The 12,883-nt window shown below is 54.5% G+C and carries 16 protein-coding genes and 1 pseudogene; 4 read left to right on the forward strand and 13 right to left on the reverse strand.

Going from position 1 to position 12,883, the window contains the following annotated elements:
* Positions 1–39: 39 nt before the first annotated feature.
* Genes M2118_RS05090 through M2118_RS05100 form a run of 3 tightly spaced genes read left to right on the forward strand, consistent with a single transcriptional unit; the run spans position 40 to position 2,678 of the window.
* Positions 40–960, forward strand: a complete 921-nt coding sequence (locus M2118_RS05090) for a TIGR01777 family oxidoreductase (protein WP_280794857.1) — start codon at positions 40–42, stop codon at positions 958–960.
* A 9-nt stretch (positions 961–969) separates the two neighbouring features.
* Positions 970–1,464: a cation:proton antiporter regulatory subunit gene (locus M2118_RS05095; protein WP_280794858.1), complete on the forward strand. Its 495-nt coding sequence runs from the start codon at positions 970–972 to the stop codon at positions 1,462–1,464.
* 2 nt (positions 1,465–1,466) lie between these two features.
* The gene (locus M2118_RS05100) at positions 1,467–2,678 is read left to right on the forward strand and encodes a cation:proton antiporter (RefSeq protein WP_280794859.1); all 1,212 of its coding nucleotides are present in this window, start codon (positions 1,467–1,469) and stop codon (positions 2,676–2,678) included.
* Here M2118_RS05100 and M2118_RS05105 read toward each other — a convergent pair.
* The 10 genes and pseudogenes from M2118_RS05105 to rpsP form a co-directional block, all read right to left on the reverse strand.
* On the reverse strand, positions 2,629–3,537 hold the full coding sequence (locus tag M2118_RS05105) for a tyrosine recombinase XerC (RefSeq protein ID WP_280794860.1): 909 nt from the start codon (positions 3,535–3,537) through the stop codon (positions 2,629–2,631). The genes M2118_RS05100 and M2118_RS05105 overlap by 50 nt on opposite strands.
* A gap of 15 nt (positions 3,538–3,552) precedes the next feature.
* A complete protein-coding gene (gene dprA / locus M2118_RS05110; protein ID WP_280794861.1) occupies positions 3,553–4,617 on the reverse strand; it encodes a DNA-processing protein DprA in 1,065 nt (354 codons plus the stop codon).
* A gap of 97 nt (positions 4,618–4,714) precedes the next feature.
* The gene (locus M2118_RS05115) at positions 4,715–5,038 is read right to left on the reverse strand and encodes a DUF2469 domain-containing protein (protein ID WP_280794862.1); all 324 of its coding nucleotides are present in this window, start codon (positions 5,036–5,038) and stop codon (positions 4,715–4,717) included.
* 33 nt (positions 5,039–5,071) lie between these two features.
* Entirely contained in the window at positions 5,072–5,701 is a 630-nt protein-coding gene (locus tag M2118_RS05120; protein ID WP_280794863.1) for a ribonuclease HII, read from the reverse strand.
* A 5-nt stretch (positions 5,702–5,706) separates the two neighbouring features.
* The gene (gene lepB / locus M2118_RS05125; RefSeq protein ID WP_280794864.1) at positions 5,707–6,432 is read right to left on the reverse strand and encodes a signal peptidase I; all 726 of its coding nucleotides are present in this window, start codon (positions 6,430–6,432) and stop codon (positions 5,707–5,709) included.
* Positions 6,433–6,563: 131 nt separating this feature from the next.
* A complete protein-coding gene (gene rplS, locus M2118_RS05130) occupies positions 6,564–6,911 on the reverse strand; it encodes a 50S ribosomal protein L19 (RefSeq protein ID WP_110233071.1) in 348 nt (115 codons plus the stop codon).
* Between the two features lie 132 nt (positions 6,912–7,043).
* On the reverse strand, positions 7,044–7,739 hold the full coding sequence (gene trmD / locus M2118_RS05135) for a tRNA (guanosine(37)-N1)-methyltransferase TrmD (RefSeq protein ID WP_280794865.1): 696 nt from the start codon (positions 7,737–7,739) through the stop codon (positions 7,044–7,046).
* On the reverse strand, positions 7,740–8,375 hold the full coding sequence (gene rimM, locus M2118_RS05140; RefSeq protein ID WP_432418379.1) for a ribosome maturation factor RimM: 636 nt from the start codon (positions 8,373–8,375) through the stop codon (positions 7,740–7,742).
* Positions 8,332–8,568: an RNA-binding protein gene (locus M2118_RS05145; RefSeq protein WP_110233068.1), complete on the reverse strand. Its 237-nt coding sequence runs from the start codon at positions 8,566–8,568 to the stop codon at positions 8,332–8,334. Before M2118_RS05145 ends, rimM begins: the two co-directional genes overlap by 44 nt.
* A 152-nt stretch (positions 8,569–8,720) precedes the next feature.
* Positions 8,721–9,140: pseudogene (gene rpsP, locus M2118_RS05150) on the reverse strand (30S ribosomal protein S16); the annotation flags it as partial.
* 212 nt (positions 9,141–9,352) lie between these two features.
* On the opposite strand from rpsP, the gene M2118_RS05155 reads away from it, so the two are divergent.
* Positions 9,353–9,853: a 2-phosphosulfolactate phosphatase gene (locus tag M2118_RS05155; protein ID WP_280794868.1), complete on the forward strand. Its 501-nt coding sequence runs from the start codon at positions 9,353–9,355 to the stop codon at positions 9,851–9,853.
* Positions 9,854–9,856: 3 nt separating this feature from the next.
* Here M2118_RS05155 and msrB read toward each other — a convergent pair whose 3' ends face one another.
* Genes msrB through ftsY form a run of 3 tightly spaced genes read right to left on the reverse strand, consistent with a single transcriptional unit; the run spans position 9,857 to position 12,712 of the window.
* On the reverse strand, positions 9,857–10,255 hold the full coding sequence (msrB, locus tag M2118_RS05160) for a peptide-methionine (R)-S-oxide reductase MsrB (RefSeq protein WP_110233065.1): 399 nt from the start codon (positions 10,253–10,255) through the stop codon (positions 9,857–9,859).
* Between the two features lie 21 nt (positions 10,256–10,276).
* On the reverse strand, positions 10,277–11,830 hold the full coding sequence (gene ffh, locus M2118_RS05165; RefSeq protein WP_280794869.1) for a signal recognition particle protein: 1,554 nt from the start codon (positions 11,828–11,830) through the stop codon (positions 10,277–10,279).
* Positions 11,831–11,842: 12 nt separating this feature from the next.
* Positions 11,843–12,712 carry a signal recognition particle-docking protein FtsY gene (gene ftsY, locus M2118_RS05170; RefSeq protein WP_280795031.1) on the reverse strand — a complete coding sequence of 290 codons (870 nt, stop codon included), beginning with the start codon at positions 12,710–12,712 and terminating at the stop codon, positions 11,843–11,845.
* Between the last annotated feature and the right edge of the window lie 171 nt (positions 12,713–12,883).

A 12,883-nucleotide genomic window follows, 5' to 3' on the forward strand; every position in this document is an offset into this window, starting at 1 on the left:
TTTTTCGAGCCACGGCCGCTTCCTGAATTGGAGGCAGTCGTGGCTCGTTCGTTAACCGTCCTCATTGCTGGTGGTACCGGCATGATCGGAACTGCCCTTCGCCAAGAACTCACAGCATCGGGGCACACGGTGCACTACCTTTCACGCACTGCAAGTTGGACTGCTGGTGGGGTGATGGGATTTACCTGGCCGAAAGAAAATGAGCCGCTAGATCTTGACCACATTTCCGATTTCATTGGCAAACCTATTGATGTGATTGTGAACTTGGCAGGTTCTTCTATTAGCAAGATGCCATGGACAGCAAAAACCAAGCATGAGATTCTCTACTCACGTTTAGCAACAACGACCACAATCGTAGAAGCAATCGAACTAGCCAAGAAAAAGCCTCGTGCACTCATCAATGGTTCAGCTGTTGGTTTCTATGGCAACCGCGACAATGAAGTCCTGACAGAGAAATCACCCCGTGGCGATGGTTTCCTCTCAGATGTTGTTGTCTCGTGGGAAGCAGCAGCGCAACCCGCAGAAAAGCACACACGGGTTGCCTACGCACGAACCGGTTTAGTCCTCGGCAAGAAGGGTGCCCTAGGTCCGCTGCGGCTACTTACTTCTTTCTTTGTTTCAGGCCCGCTTGCTGGCGGTAAAGACTGGTGGCCCTGGATCAGCCTGCGCGATGAAGCCCGCGCACTAGCGTTCCTCATTGAAAACAACATCTCCGGTCCGGTGAATCTCGTGGGACCACAACCTGCAACATCTGGAACCCTCATGAAAGCTCTAGCGAAGCTGATGAGCCGTCCCTACTGGTTCCCCGCACCAGGCTTTGCCATCTCTCTTGTATTAGGACAAGCCGGTCGTGAACTACTTCTTTCCAGCCAAAAAATCTCTCCTGAAGTTCTATTAAGTTCAGGTTTCACTTTCCTCGATTCAGACGTATCGGAAGGCCTGCGCTCTGCTCTGAGATAACGTGGAGGCATGGGTGTACGCATCGAAAAAATTGACCTCCCTGGTTTTGGAGTTCGTCACGACGTCGTGACGCAAGCCGGCCAGCACATTGGTGTCCTGAGCTTCCGCGACGGCCACCGTGAAGTTGCTCTCTACGATCCCGAAGATCCAGACGCCATCCTTGGCTCTGTAGCGCTGACTGGTGACGAAGCTGCCGCCTTGTCTGATCTTCTTGGCCACGCAGCTCTCTTGAGCCAGCTCTCTGGCTTGGGCAGCGGAACCATTGGTCTTTATACCGAGCAGCTCGTCCTGCCCGCAGATTCACGTTTCTTGGATCGCCCTCTCGGTGACACCCAGGCGCGTACCAAGACCGGAACGTCTATTGTTGCCATCTTGCGTGGCAAGGATGTCATTGCTTCCCCAACGCCCGCAGAGATTCTCCGAATGGATGACCTCATTGTTGCGGTAGGAACACGCGAAGGTCTGGACTCACTCGACAAGCTTCTGGCACACAGTCAGGTCTAGTTATGCACGACGAGACCTGGATGCTGATTGAGGTGGGAGCTATGCTCCTGGGCCTCAGTCTGCTCGGGCGCCTCGCCATCAAGTTCGGTCAATCACCTATCCCCCTCTATATGACGGCAGGGCTGGTATTCGGCTCTGGTGGCTTGCTCCCTTTGCAAGCGAGTACTGACTTCCTTAGCTCTGGTGCAGAGCTCGGAGTCGTACTGCTACTTGTCATGCTCGGTTTGGAATATTCACCCACAGAGCTGGTGGGCAACCTGAAGTCTTCTGCCCGGGCAGGTATTTGGGACGGTCTGCTCAATGCCATCCCTGGCGCAGTGTTTGCTTTGGTCTTGGGCTGGGGCCCCATCGCTGCCCTCGCCATGGCAGGTGTGACGTGGGTTTCGTCTTCCGGTGTCATTGCCAAGGTGCTGAGAGACTTGGGCCGCTTGGGTAACCGCGAAACTCCCATTGTTCTTTCTGTCCTCGTGCTCGAGGACTTGGCCATGGCGTTTTATCTGCCGATTCTCTCGGCCGTGGTTATTGGTGCCAGCTTGCTCCAGGGTGCAATCACTGTGGCGATCGCAGTCGGCTCGGTTTCTATCGTTCTTTACCTGGCCGTTCGTCACGGAAAGAAGCTCTCCCGCATCTTCCACTCAGAACAGCCTGAAACCCTGTTGATGGGCGTTCTGGGCCTCACCATGTTGGTGGCAGGCCTCGCCTCAGAAGTGCAGGTCTCTGCAGCTGTGGGAGCCTTCCTGGTTGGTATTGCCCTCTCAGGTCAGGTTGCCCACAACGCTGAGAAGCTGCTGGCTCCCCTACGTGATCTCTTCGCAGCTATCTTCTTCGTCTTCTTTGGTCTCACGACGAACCCCGCAGATATTCCAGAAGTCTTCTTCCCCGCGCTGATTCTTGCTGTAGTCACCATGAGTACCAAGGTCCTCACGGGTTATCTGGCGGCCAAACGAGCAGGTATCGGCCGCCCAGGTCGTTGGCGTACCGGACTAGCTCTGATGCCACGTGGAGAGTTCACTGTGATCATTGCTGGTCTCGCCGTCTCTGCCGGCGTTCAGCCGTTGATCGCACCACTTGCTGCTACCTACATGCTCATCACTGTGATTTCAGGGCCTGTCCTGGCACGCATCACGGACACTGCTTGGTTCAAGCAGCAGATGAAAGCAGCAGCTAAGCGCGAGGGTGCGCTTGCTGGTAGCTCGACGTCAGTCGCTCCATAGAGACGTGAGTGTAAATCTGAGTCGTGCCCATGCTGGCGTGACCAAGCATTTCCTGCACAATACGCAAGTCTGCACCGCCATCAAGTAGATGCGTTGCTGCGGTGTGACGCAGGGCGTGTGGGCCTGCAGGTCCGCTGCCCCCTAAAGGTTCAAGCAGTGACGCAACGAGCCCATAGACGGCACGCGTGCTGAGTTTGCCACCACGTGCACCGACAAAAAAGGCTGTTGTCGAAGGCTTTCCTTCAACCAAGATCTTGCGCGAACGAGTGAGGTAGTCCGTAATTGCTGATGCTGCCGGAATACCAAATGGGACAACGCGCTCTTTCGATCCCTTACCCATCACTCGGACAGTGAGGCGATCGAGGTCAACATCTCCCGTGTTCAAGCCCACCAGTTCTGAGACACGTAATCCTGAGGCATAAAGCAGCTCAATGATGGCAAGGTCTCGCAGGGCAAGTGGATCACCTTCATTGGCGTTATCGACCAACTGCTCAAAGATCTCATCCAGTTGAGGCATCGAAATGACTCGAGGTAGGGATTGATCTGCTTTAGGCGACTTAAGCCTGGCTCCCGCGTCATTCTCAGAAATTCCTTGGCGACGCATCCACGCTGTGAAGCTTCGAACACTCGCCGAACGCCGTGCGAGTGTTGTCTTGCTCAGACCAGTTTGTGCAGATTCATACAGCCAGTCACGGAGGAACTCGAGGTTGATTCCCTCCAGAGTTTTCACATTCCGACGTTCGGCATAGCTCGCCAGATCTCTGAGGTCTGACGAATACGCCTTGATGGTGTGCTCGGAATAGCCACGCTCAGCGCCCAGATAGGCGATGAAGCCGTCTAGGGCACTCTCAAGCTGCATAGGTTCAAGAATGCCTCACTCTTGCGCTTCTGCACGCTCTGACTCGCTTAGAGCTGGTGGCTGGCCAGGCAGCAGCTCCAACATCTCTGAAGCTGTCGTGACGCAGACGGCGTCATATTCACGTAGCAAACGGTGACAGCCAGCAGATGACGCGCTGGTGACAGGACCTGGGACAACTCCGAGAGGCCGCCCCAATGTTGCGGCATGGTTTGCCGTGTTGAGAGATCCTGAACGCCACCCTGCTTCCATCACTACGGTGGCCTGACTGGAAGCTGCAATCAAGCGATTACGAAGCAGGAACCTCCACTTCGTAGGTGCATAACCACAGGGTGCTTCTGCCAACACCAGACCTGATTCCATGATGCGCCCCAGCAAAGCATCATGCCCGCTGGGATAGAAGCGATCCACTCCACCGGCAAGGAAAGCCATGGTTGTTCCACCCACAGCCAACGCTGATCGATGGGCCATGCCATCGATGCCATAGGCAGCCCCGGAAACAATCGCTACGCCTACCTCAGCAATCGCAGAAACGGTCTCCATCGTGACGTGCTCGCCATAACCCGTTGAAGCACGTGCTCCAACGATTGCGAGAGAGTTCTCAAACTTCTCTAGTGCTGAGTATTGCCCCCTTCCCCACAACACCAGTGGAGCATGCATACCCAAATCGTCGAGTCCTACGGGCCACAGTTCCTGCTCTGGCGTAACTAGAAATGCGCCTAGCTTGGCTGCATGCGCCACCGCATTCAGCGCATCTCCAGAGTTGAGCCGCGGCTGCCATCTTGTGATTCCTTCAGCAAGATCTTCCTCGAACTGAGCTGGCTCACTCTCGAGTTCAACGAATTCTTCAGATTCCTTGACGATCTCATCAGCACGGAAACGGTCAATGAGGAACTGGAGGGCCCGCTCTGGTCCGAACAAGCCAACGAGCCGACCGGCGACTCTGTCGCCCGGTTCAATCAGGGTGGACCATGCTGCTCGAGCAAAACCAATGGCAAGCTTTTCTGAATCTTCATCTTCCGGCATCACCTGCCGCATATGTTCTTCAACAGCCAGACTGGGCAAACCACAAATTGTTGTCATGATGACCTCCGAAGAGAATCATCAGCTCAACACAGGTTCATGAACCCACAGAGAAACATAGATGTGGCCGAGTTCACTTCGACACAACTGTGGAGGACTACTCGTCGAGAGCGAGTTCCTTCGGGAGTTCAAACTCCTTTGAGGAGAGCTCCTCAACGTTCACATCCTTGAACGTCAATACACGCACGCTCTTGACGAATCGGTCAGCGCGGTAGACATCCCAAACCCAGACGTCACTCATGGTGAGTTCGAAGTAGAAGTCGTGTTCAGCGTCAATGCGCTTCACGTCGACTTCGTTGGCGAGATAGAAACGACGTTCTGTCTCGATCACGTAGGAGAACTGACCAACGACATCACGGTATTCGCGGTACAGAGCAAGCTCAGCCTCGCGGTCGTAGTCGTCGAAGTCTTCTTCATCCATGGTGAGTCAATCCTACGTCTAACAGCAAAGGTCTTACTTCACCCAGCTGGCACGGTGATAAGGAGTCAGCCCGATGGTCTTGATGGCTTCCATGTGCACGGCAGCTCCATAGCCCTTGTTCGATGCCCAGCCATATTCAGGGTGCTGTGTATCAAGAGAAACCATCAGTTCATCTCGGGTCACTTTCGCAACAATGGACGCCGCTGAGACAACAGCACAATCCTGATCGGCCTTGACCCGAGTAATCACCGGAAGTTTGCTCGACAGGGCAGGATTCAACCAGTCGTGTGCACCATCAAGCAGCACGGTTGCTTCTCCCACGGGAATACCTGCTTCATGGAGCTGGATGAGCGCTCTGCGCGCAGCAAGACCTAAACATGCCGTGATGCCTAGTTCATCAATTTCTGCGGCTGAGGCCTCTCCCACGGCCGTGGGAGCCCACTCTCGAACTTCAGGGAACAAAGTATTGCGCTTCTTTTCAGAAACCAGCTTGGAGTCTCGCAAACCGGCAGGGAATTCTGTCTTTCCGGGTCGCAGTGCACACACGCCCACCATGACCGGTCCTGCCATCGCCCCACGACCGACTTCATCGATACCAATGATGAGGGTGGAGCCCGAAGCAAAGAGTTCCTGCTCGACATCGAGGGTGGGTTCAGCAGGCATGAGTCCTACTTGGCGATTGTGGCGTCAGGAACGTCAGCAAAGACTTCTGGGTAGTTGGAGAGCCAACCCCAGTGGCTCATTGGCCAGCTCAGTACGAAGGCGCGTCCGACGACGTTATCTATTCCGACGAATCCGCCACCGGGCTTATCGGTGTTGTAGCGCGAGTCTTTGGAGTTGTAACGGTTGTCGCCCATCACAAAAAGCGAGCCTTCAGGAACAGTCACGTTGAAGTCGATAGCTGAAGCCCGGGTCTCCCCCGCAGGAACGGTGATGTACGGCTCTGAGATGGGAACACCGTTGACAATAATCTTGCCGTCAGCAGAGCAGCACTCAACCGTGTCGCCTGGCAATCCAATCACTCGCTTGATGAGGTGATCATTGCTATCAGGCGAGGCCAAACCAAAGAGGGAAAGAACCCATTCGGTTCCAGCTTGGATTCCTGTGACCTCCACAGGAGGTCTGGCGGGAAGCCATCCCCCGGGATCTTTGAAGACCACGATGTCGCCATGGTCCACCGCAACTGCCTTGGGAACGAGCTCGTTGACAATGACACGGTCATCAATCATGAGGGTTTGTTCCATCGACGCCGAGGGAATAAAGAAGGAGCGAACAAGGAAGGTCTTGACGAGGAAAGAGACCAGAATTGCGATGCCAAAAATAACTAAAACATCACGCAGGAAATACAGAAATGAACGCAATAAGGGGCGTCGCGGGGGTGCTACTTCTGTCATGAACCTGAATCTCTCTTCTGCACCTCAAGTCTAGGTTGCGCTTTCCGACAAAAGCCTGAGTGGTGCATATGAAACACCGCGGGGAAAACAAAAGACCCCCGGAGGAACCGGGGGTCTTTGTGAGAATCGACTTAGAAGTCGCGCTTCTCTTTGATCTTTGCCTTCTTGCCGCGAAGGTTGCGCAGGTAGTAGAGCTTCGCACGACGTACATCACCACGTGAGACGAGCTCAATGTGGTCGATAACGGGCGAGTGAACGGGGAACTTACGCTCCACGCCTACCTGGAAGGAAACCTTACGAACGGTAAAGGTCTCGCGAACGCCTTCACCGGAGCGACCGATAACAACACCCTGGAAAACCTGGATACGAGAGCGGTTACCTTCGATGATGTTTACGTGAACCTTTACGGTGTCACCGGCGCGGAATTCTGGAATGTCGCTACGCAGCGATGGTGCGTCTACAGCGTCAAGAATGTGCATGATTTATCTCAATCTGTACAAGCCACAGGTCTCATACGTGAATGATGAAAAGTAATTGTGCAGTGTTGTAAGTCTCAGTGCCCCCTGTGGCAGGGTAAGACCAACGGCACAAGATTCAATTCTGCCAGAGATTTACTCAGGAAGTAAATCGGGGCGAATAGCTTTGGTGCGTTCTAGCTGCTGTTCGTGACGCCATGTGGCAATTGCGCCATGGTTTCCTGAAAGCAATACAGGTGGAACTTCAAGTCCTCGCCACTCGGCAGGCTTGGTATAGCTGGGATATTCCAGCAATCCGTCTTCGTGGCTTTCTTCCACCAGCGACTCAGGATTGCCCACCATGCCTGGAATCAAGCGGCCTACGGCCTCGATCATGGCCAGCGATGCTACTTCCCCACCGTTGAGGACATAGTCTCCCAGCGAAATGGGGCGCACTCGAATGCGGCTAGCAAAGTGATCGCTCACACGCTGGTCGATGCCCTCATAACGGCCACAGGCGAAGATGAGCTGCTCTTCTTCAGCCAGCTCTTTAGCCACGGCCTGAGTGAACTGCTCCCCCGCAGGTGAAGGCACAATCAGCACAGGTGTCTTGGAGCTTTCGGGATCCGCCAGAATTGCATCCAGAGTGTCACCCCAGGGCTCAGGCTTCATCACCATGCCGGCGCCGCCCCCATAAGGAGTGTCATCGACGGTGCGGTGCTTATCGGTGGTGGCATCTCGTAGGTCGTGCACACGCGTGTCAATCAATCCAGACTGGCGTGCCTTGCCGAGAAGTGAAACATCGAGAGTGCCGAAGAACTCCGGAAAGATCGTGACGATGTCGATGCGCATTTAAGCCTCGGAGGAGTCCTCGGTAGGTGTTTCGTCATCCTCGTCTTCAGGAAGCTCTTCAAAGAGTCCGCCTGGAGGAGTCAGCGTGACTATGCCCTTCTCGATGTCAACCTCGGGAACGATGGCCTTGACGAAAGGAACCATGACGTCACCTTTGGGGGTCTTGATCACTAAGAGGTCTTGTGCGGGGAAATGATCCACACGAGCAACAGTTCCCACTTCAACACCGTCACGCACAGCCTTGAGGCCAGTGAGCTGATGGTCGTACCACGCTTCAGGATCTTCCGGCAGGACACTGGTGTCATGTTCAACCCAGAGAATGGCCTTGATCAAAGACTCGGCCGCAGTGCGGTCGGGAACATCCTTGAAGAAAGCGACGGGGTGGCTGTTGTACCAGCGAAGTTCGATCAGCTCAATGTTCTTGCCGTGCCAGGGAGATTCTTCTGGTACCTGAACAGAGAAAATGGCCCCGGGGACAAAGCGCTTCTCGGGCTCATCTGTATAGAGCTCGACCTTGATAGCACCTTTGAGGCCGTGGGCCTTGGTGAGACGACCTACGCGAAGTTGGGTCTGTCTAGTTTCAGCGGTCACTTTAAGCGTCGGTGTCGACGACGTCGACACGAACGTTGCGACCATCAGCCAGGGCGTTCACAACAGTGCGAATGGCCTTGGCAGTGCGGCCTGAACGGCCAATAACGCGGCCAAGGTCCTCGGGGTTCACATGAACCTCGAGGACCTCACCACGATTGTTCGAACGCACAGCAACCTTCACGTCATCGGGGTTCTCTACGATGCCCTTGACGAGGTGCTTGACTGCTGATGCGAGCATGTTGGTTAGGCCTGTTCCTCGCCAGCTGCTTCTTCAGCAGCCTCAACGATTTCCTCAGCCTCGGCAACAACCTCAGCTGCTACCTCTTCAACAACAGCTTCAGCTACAGCCTCTTCGACGATTGCTTCTGCAACAGCCTCGACTACTGCTTCTTCAGCTGCGGCCTCTACGACGGCTTCTTCAGCAGCCTCAACAGCTGCCTCTTCCTTCTTAGGTGCCTTCTCAGTCTTAGGTACGAGAACTGGCTTCTTCTTAGTGTCGACAACGAATGCAGCCTTGGGCTCAGCAACCTTAATGGTGCTCTTTGCATTCTTGTCACCCTTGAAGATTCCCCAGTCACCTGAGAGCTTCAGAAGTGCAGCTACCTGCTCGGTTGGCTGTGCGCCAACGGAGAGCCAGTACTGTGCACGGTCTGACTTGATCTCGATGAACGAAGGGTTCTCAGTGGGGTGGTACTTACCGATCTCCTCGATAACACGACCATCGCGCTTGGTGCGCGAGTCGGCTACGACGATGCGGTAGTAAGGTGCACGGATTTTACCCATGCGCTTCAAACGAATTTTGACAGCCACAATTCTCCTGTGAGTGATGTGTAACGGATGAACTGACGACCGTGAGCGTGGGGGCACACTCGGTACAAGCTCTAAGGGTTTCGGCACTTATCTGATTAGAGGGTCGGATATGAGTCGAACTCGACTTCCTATTCTGGCAGGTTTGAGCCCTAATTGGCTAATCGAGAGGGAAAATCAGCAGGTATGTTTGAAGAAACCAGCCCAGGAGAGAAATGAACAGACCCCACTACCAAGTGATGTGCACCTGGGGACTCTCAGGCGCTCAACGGTTGAACGTGAACCCTGATGTTGTGATTTGGGTTAATGCACTGTCTCAATCAGCGCCTCTCCCCCTCCAACTGGATTCATTCCCCGGGGACAGCAAGGTCTTGGTCGGCTCATACTTTGATGCGTTTGCGGTTGCAGATTGGGTGGCAAACTACCAACTAGAGCAACAAAGACGCGTCATTGTGCTGATTATCTGCTCAGATGCAGAAACGCACAATGTGGCAGACGAGTTAGCTGCCGGAGCGATCATTGAACGACTCGCACAACAGGGCCTCGATGCCATGAGCCCCGAAGCTGCAGTCGCAAATGCTGCCTTTAGTCAGCTTCGACATGCGGCAGCACACCTCATCGCCGCTTCAGAGCAAGCTCAAAAACTAACTCTCAGGGATGATGAGCTTGTACTCAATGAATCACTCACGTCTGCGGATGTGAGAGTGCTGAGGTAATACTTACTCAGCCTCAAAGTTGAGAGCAATAGAGTTCATGCAGTAACGGTCACCCGTCGGAGTTCCAAAACCGTCAGGGAAAACATGCCCTAAGTGAGAACCGCAACCTGCACACAACACTTCAGTGCGAATTTGTCCCAGACTTGCGTCTTCTCGGAGCACCACAGCATCTGGACGAACAGATTCATAGAAACTAGGCCAGCCACAACCAGAATCGAACTTGGTTCCTGCTTTGAAAAGCTCATTTCCACACGCTTTACAGGTGTAGAGACCTGCACGCTTTTCATCCAAGAGCTCACCTGTCCAAGGTCGCTCTGTTGCAGCTTGACGCAGCACCGCGAACTCTTCTGCACTGAGTTCAGCTCGCCACTGGTCTTCGGACTTATCTACTGAATAGCTCATTGCTTCTCCTGGATGTGTTGATTAGCCCTTGCCCAGCATCTTCTGCAGAGCTTCGAGTTCTTCGGGACTTGGACCACCTGCGGCACCTTGGTTACCCAGGCCGAATCCGCCACCATTTCCAGGCTTGACTCCCCCCGCAGCAAGGGCAGCGTTTTCCTGAGCTCGCTTGGCAGGGTTTCCAGACTTGGAACCCTTCTTCTTCGCAATCTGCTTCTTGCCGCCGTGACCCATAGCGCCCATGGGGCCCATGCCAGGAATCTGAGGCATTCCGCCCTTGGCAACGGTCTTCATCATCTTGGCGGCTTGCTCAAAGCGGTTGACCAGCGCGTTGACTTCGGTCACGGTCATGCCGGAACCCTTGGCAATACGTAAGCGTCGTGAACCGTTGAGAAGCTTAGTGTTCTGACGCTCAGCCTTGGTCATCGATTGGATAATGGCTTCGGTGCGAACGAGTTCCTTCTCGTCAAAGTTCTCCAGCTGCTCCTTCATGGCGCCTGCGCCAGGAAGCATGCCGAGCATCTTCTTCATGGAGCCCATGTTCTTGAGCTGTTGCATCTGCTTGAGGAAGTCCTCAAGAGTGAAGGAGTCTGTAGCGAACTTCTCTTGCAGCTGTGCTGCTTCGTTCTCGTCGAATGCTTCCTGCGCCTGCTCAATCAGGGTGAGGATGTCACCGAGGTCGAGAATCCGGCTAGCCATGCGATCTGGGTAGAAAGGCTCGAAGTCATCGAGGTTTTCGCCTGTGGAGGCAAACATGATGGGGCGTTCGGTCTCTGAAACGACAGAAAGAGCCGCACCACCGCGGGCGTCACCATCAAGCTTAGTGAGGACAACACCGGTGAAGTCCACGCCCTCTTGGAAGGCCTGTGCTGTGGCAACAGCATCCTGACCGATCATGGCGTCGATAACGAAGAGAACTTCGTCAGGGTTCGTAGCCTTACGAATATCCGCTGCCTGCTTCATCAGTTCCGCATCAACACCCAGGCGTCCGGCGGTGTCAATGATGACCACGTCGTATTGCTTGTCGTTGGCGAACTTGATGGAATCTTTCGCGACCTTGACGGGGTCTCCCACGCCATTTCCTGGCTCGGGTGAGTAGACAGCCACTCCGGCGTTCTTACCAACTACCTCGAGTTGCTGAACAGCGTTAGGGCGCTGAAGGTCACAGGCGACCAGAAGTGGCGTGTGCTTGTCCTTGGCGAGGTATTTGGCCAGCTTTCCTGCCAGGGTCGTCTTACCCGCACCCTGCAAACCAGCGAGCATGATGATGGTCGGTGGTTTCTTAGCGAACTCAAGACGACGCTGTGCACCACCGAGAATAGTGACGAGCTCTTCGTTCACGATCTGAACAACCTGCTGGGCAGGGTTCAAAGCCTTATTGACCTCATCGCTGAGGGCGCGTTCGCGAACATCGTTCGTGAACTTCTTGACCACATTGAGCGAGACATCGGCGTCCAGCATGGCGCGACGAATCTCGCGCAGAGTGCCGTCTACATCCGCGGGGGAAAGTTTTCCCTTACCGCGGAGGTTTTTGAGGGACTCCGTAAGACGCGTGGAGAGTGTGCCGAAGGTTGCCATAACCCCTCTAGCCTAGCCAACGAGCTGGGCTGCGAAGGCGTGTGGCGTGAAGCCCATCAAGTCATTGATGCCTTCGCCATTACCTACCAGCTTCACCGGAATACCTGTGCGCTCTTGAACAGCAAGAACAAAACCACCCTTGGCAGAGCCATCGAGCTTGGTGAGAACCAAACCAGTGACACCTGCGTGCTCGAGGAAGGCCTCTGCCTGAGACAGTCCGTTTTGACCGGTGGTGGCATCCAAAACAAGAAGTACCTCAGAAACGGGGGCCTGCTTTTCAATAACACGGCGGATCTTGGAAAGTTCATCCATCAGACCACTCTTGGTCTGGAGGCGACCAGCGGTGTCGATAATGACAATCTCGGTGCCCTTGTTGATGGCCCATTCAATGGTTTGGTAGGCCACTGCAGAAGGATCCTGACCTTCCATCTGCGGCTTAACAACATCTACCCCGGCACGCTCTGCCCAGGTTGCCAGCTGATCAACAGCCGCAGCACGAAACGTGTCTGCTGCGCCAACCACAACGCTCTTACCTGCGTTAGAGATGTATTTGGCCACCTTGCCAATGGTGGTGGTCTTCCCCACACCGTTGACGCCCACTACCAAAATCACAGCAGGGCGTTCACTGAGTTTGAGGGTGGTGTCGAATTTGTTCAGACGGTCTTCGATTGCTTCACGCAACAAACGAATGAAGTCATCGGGGTCTGTGGTGCCGAACTTGGCCACATTGGCACGCATGACTTCGATGAGTTCATCGGTGATATCGGGGCCAAAGTCAGCAGCAAGAAGGGTTTCTTCCAACTCTTCCCACATATCTTCGTCGATAGCTGAGCGACGAGAAACTTTGGCAACAGGCTTTGTCTTTGTAGGCTTTGAAGCCACTACTCGAGCGGGAGCAGGCTCTGCAATGACTGTTTCTTCGACAACTTCGTGAACAGGCTCTGGCTCTGCCACAACCTCAGGTGCAGGAGTTGGCTCAGGAACTACCTCAGTAATGAGTTCCGGAACAACTGCTTCAGGCTCAGCTACTGGCTCTGGTTTTACTTCAGCAAC

It is taken from the genome of Aurantimicrobium minutum, assembly GCF_029892845.1.
GTDB classification, from domain to species: Bacteria; Actinomycetota; Actinomycetes; order Actinomycetales; family Microbacteriaceae; genus Aurantimicrobium; species Aurantimicrobium minutum_B.

Excerpts from the sequence above, each read along its gene's own strand:
- lepB (WP_280794864.1), bottom strand. The coding sequence starts at position 6,432 with ATGACAGAAGTAGCACCCCCGCGACGCCCCTTATTGCGTTCATTTCTG.
- M2118_RS05155 (WP_280794868.1), top strand. The coding sequence starts at position 9,353 with ATGAACAGACCCCACTACCAAGTGATGTGCACCTGGGGACTCTCAGGC.
- msrB (WP_110233065.1), bottom strand. The coding sequence starts at position 10,255 with ATGAGCTATTCAGTAGATAAGTCCGAAGACCAGTGGCGAGCTGAACTC.
- rplS (WP_110233071.1), bottom strand. The coding sequence starts at position 6,911 with ATGCACATTCTTGACGCTGTAGACGCACCATCGCTGCGTAGCGACATT.
- trmD (WP_280794865.1), bottom strand. The coding sequence starts at position 7,739 with ATGCGCATCGACATCGTCACGATCTTTCCGGAGTTCTTCGGCACTCTC.
- M2118_RS05115 (WP_280794862.1), bottom strand. The coding sequence starts at position 5,038 with ATGGATGAAGAAGACTTCGACGACTACGACCGCGAGGCTGAGCTTGCT.
- ffh (WP_280794869.1), bottom strand. The coding sequence starts at position 11,830 with ATGGCAACCTTCGGCACACTCTCCACGCGTCTTACGGAGTCCCTCAAA.
- M2118_RS05095 (WP_280794858.1), top strand. The coding sequence starts at position 970 with ATGGGTGTACGCATCGAAAAAATTGACCTCCCTGGTTTTGGAGTTCGT.
- M2118_RS05105 (WP_280794860.1), bottom strand. The coding sequence starts at position 3,537 with ATGCAGCTTGAGAGTGCCCTAGACGGCTTCATCGCCTATCTGGGCGCT.
- M2118_RS05145 (WP_110233068.1), bottom strand. The coding sequence starts at position 8,568 with ATGCTCGCATCAGCAGTCAAGCACCTCGTCAAGGGCATCGTAGAGAAC.
- dprA (WP_280794861.1), bottom strand. The coding sequence starts at position 4,617 with ATGACAACAATTTGTGGTTTGCCCAGTCTGGCTGTTGAAGAACATATG.
- rimM (WP_432418379.1), bottom strand. The coding sequence starts at position 8,375 with ATGGTCGCAACGTTCGTGTCGACGTCGTCGACACCGACGCTTAAAGTG.
- M2118_RS05100 (WP_280794859.1), top strand. The coding sequence starts at position 1,467 with ATGCACGACGAGACCTGGATGCTGATTGAGGTGGGAGCTATGCTCCTG.
- M2118_RS05120 (WP_280794863.1), bottom strand. The coding sequence starts at position 5,701 with ATGCCTGCTGAACCCACCCTCGATGTCGAGCAGGAACTCTTTGCTTCG.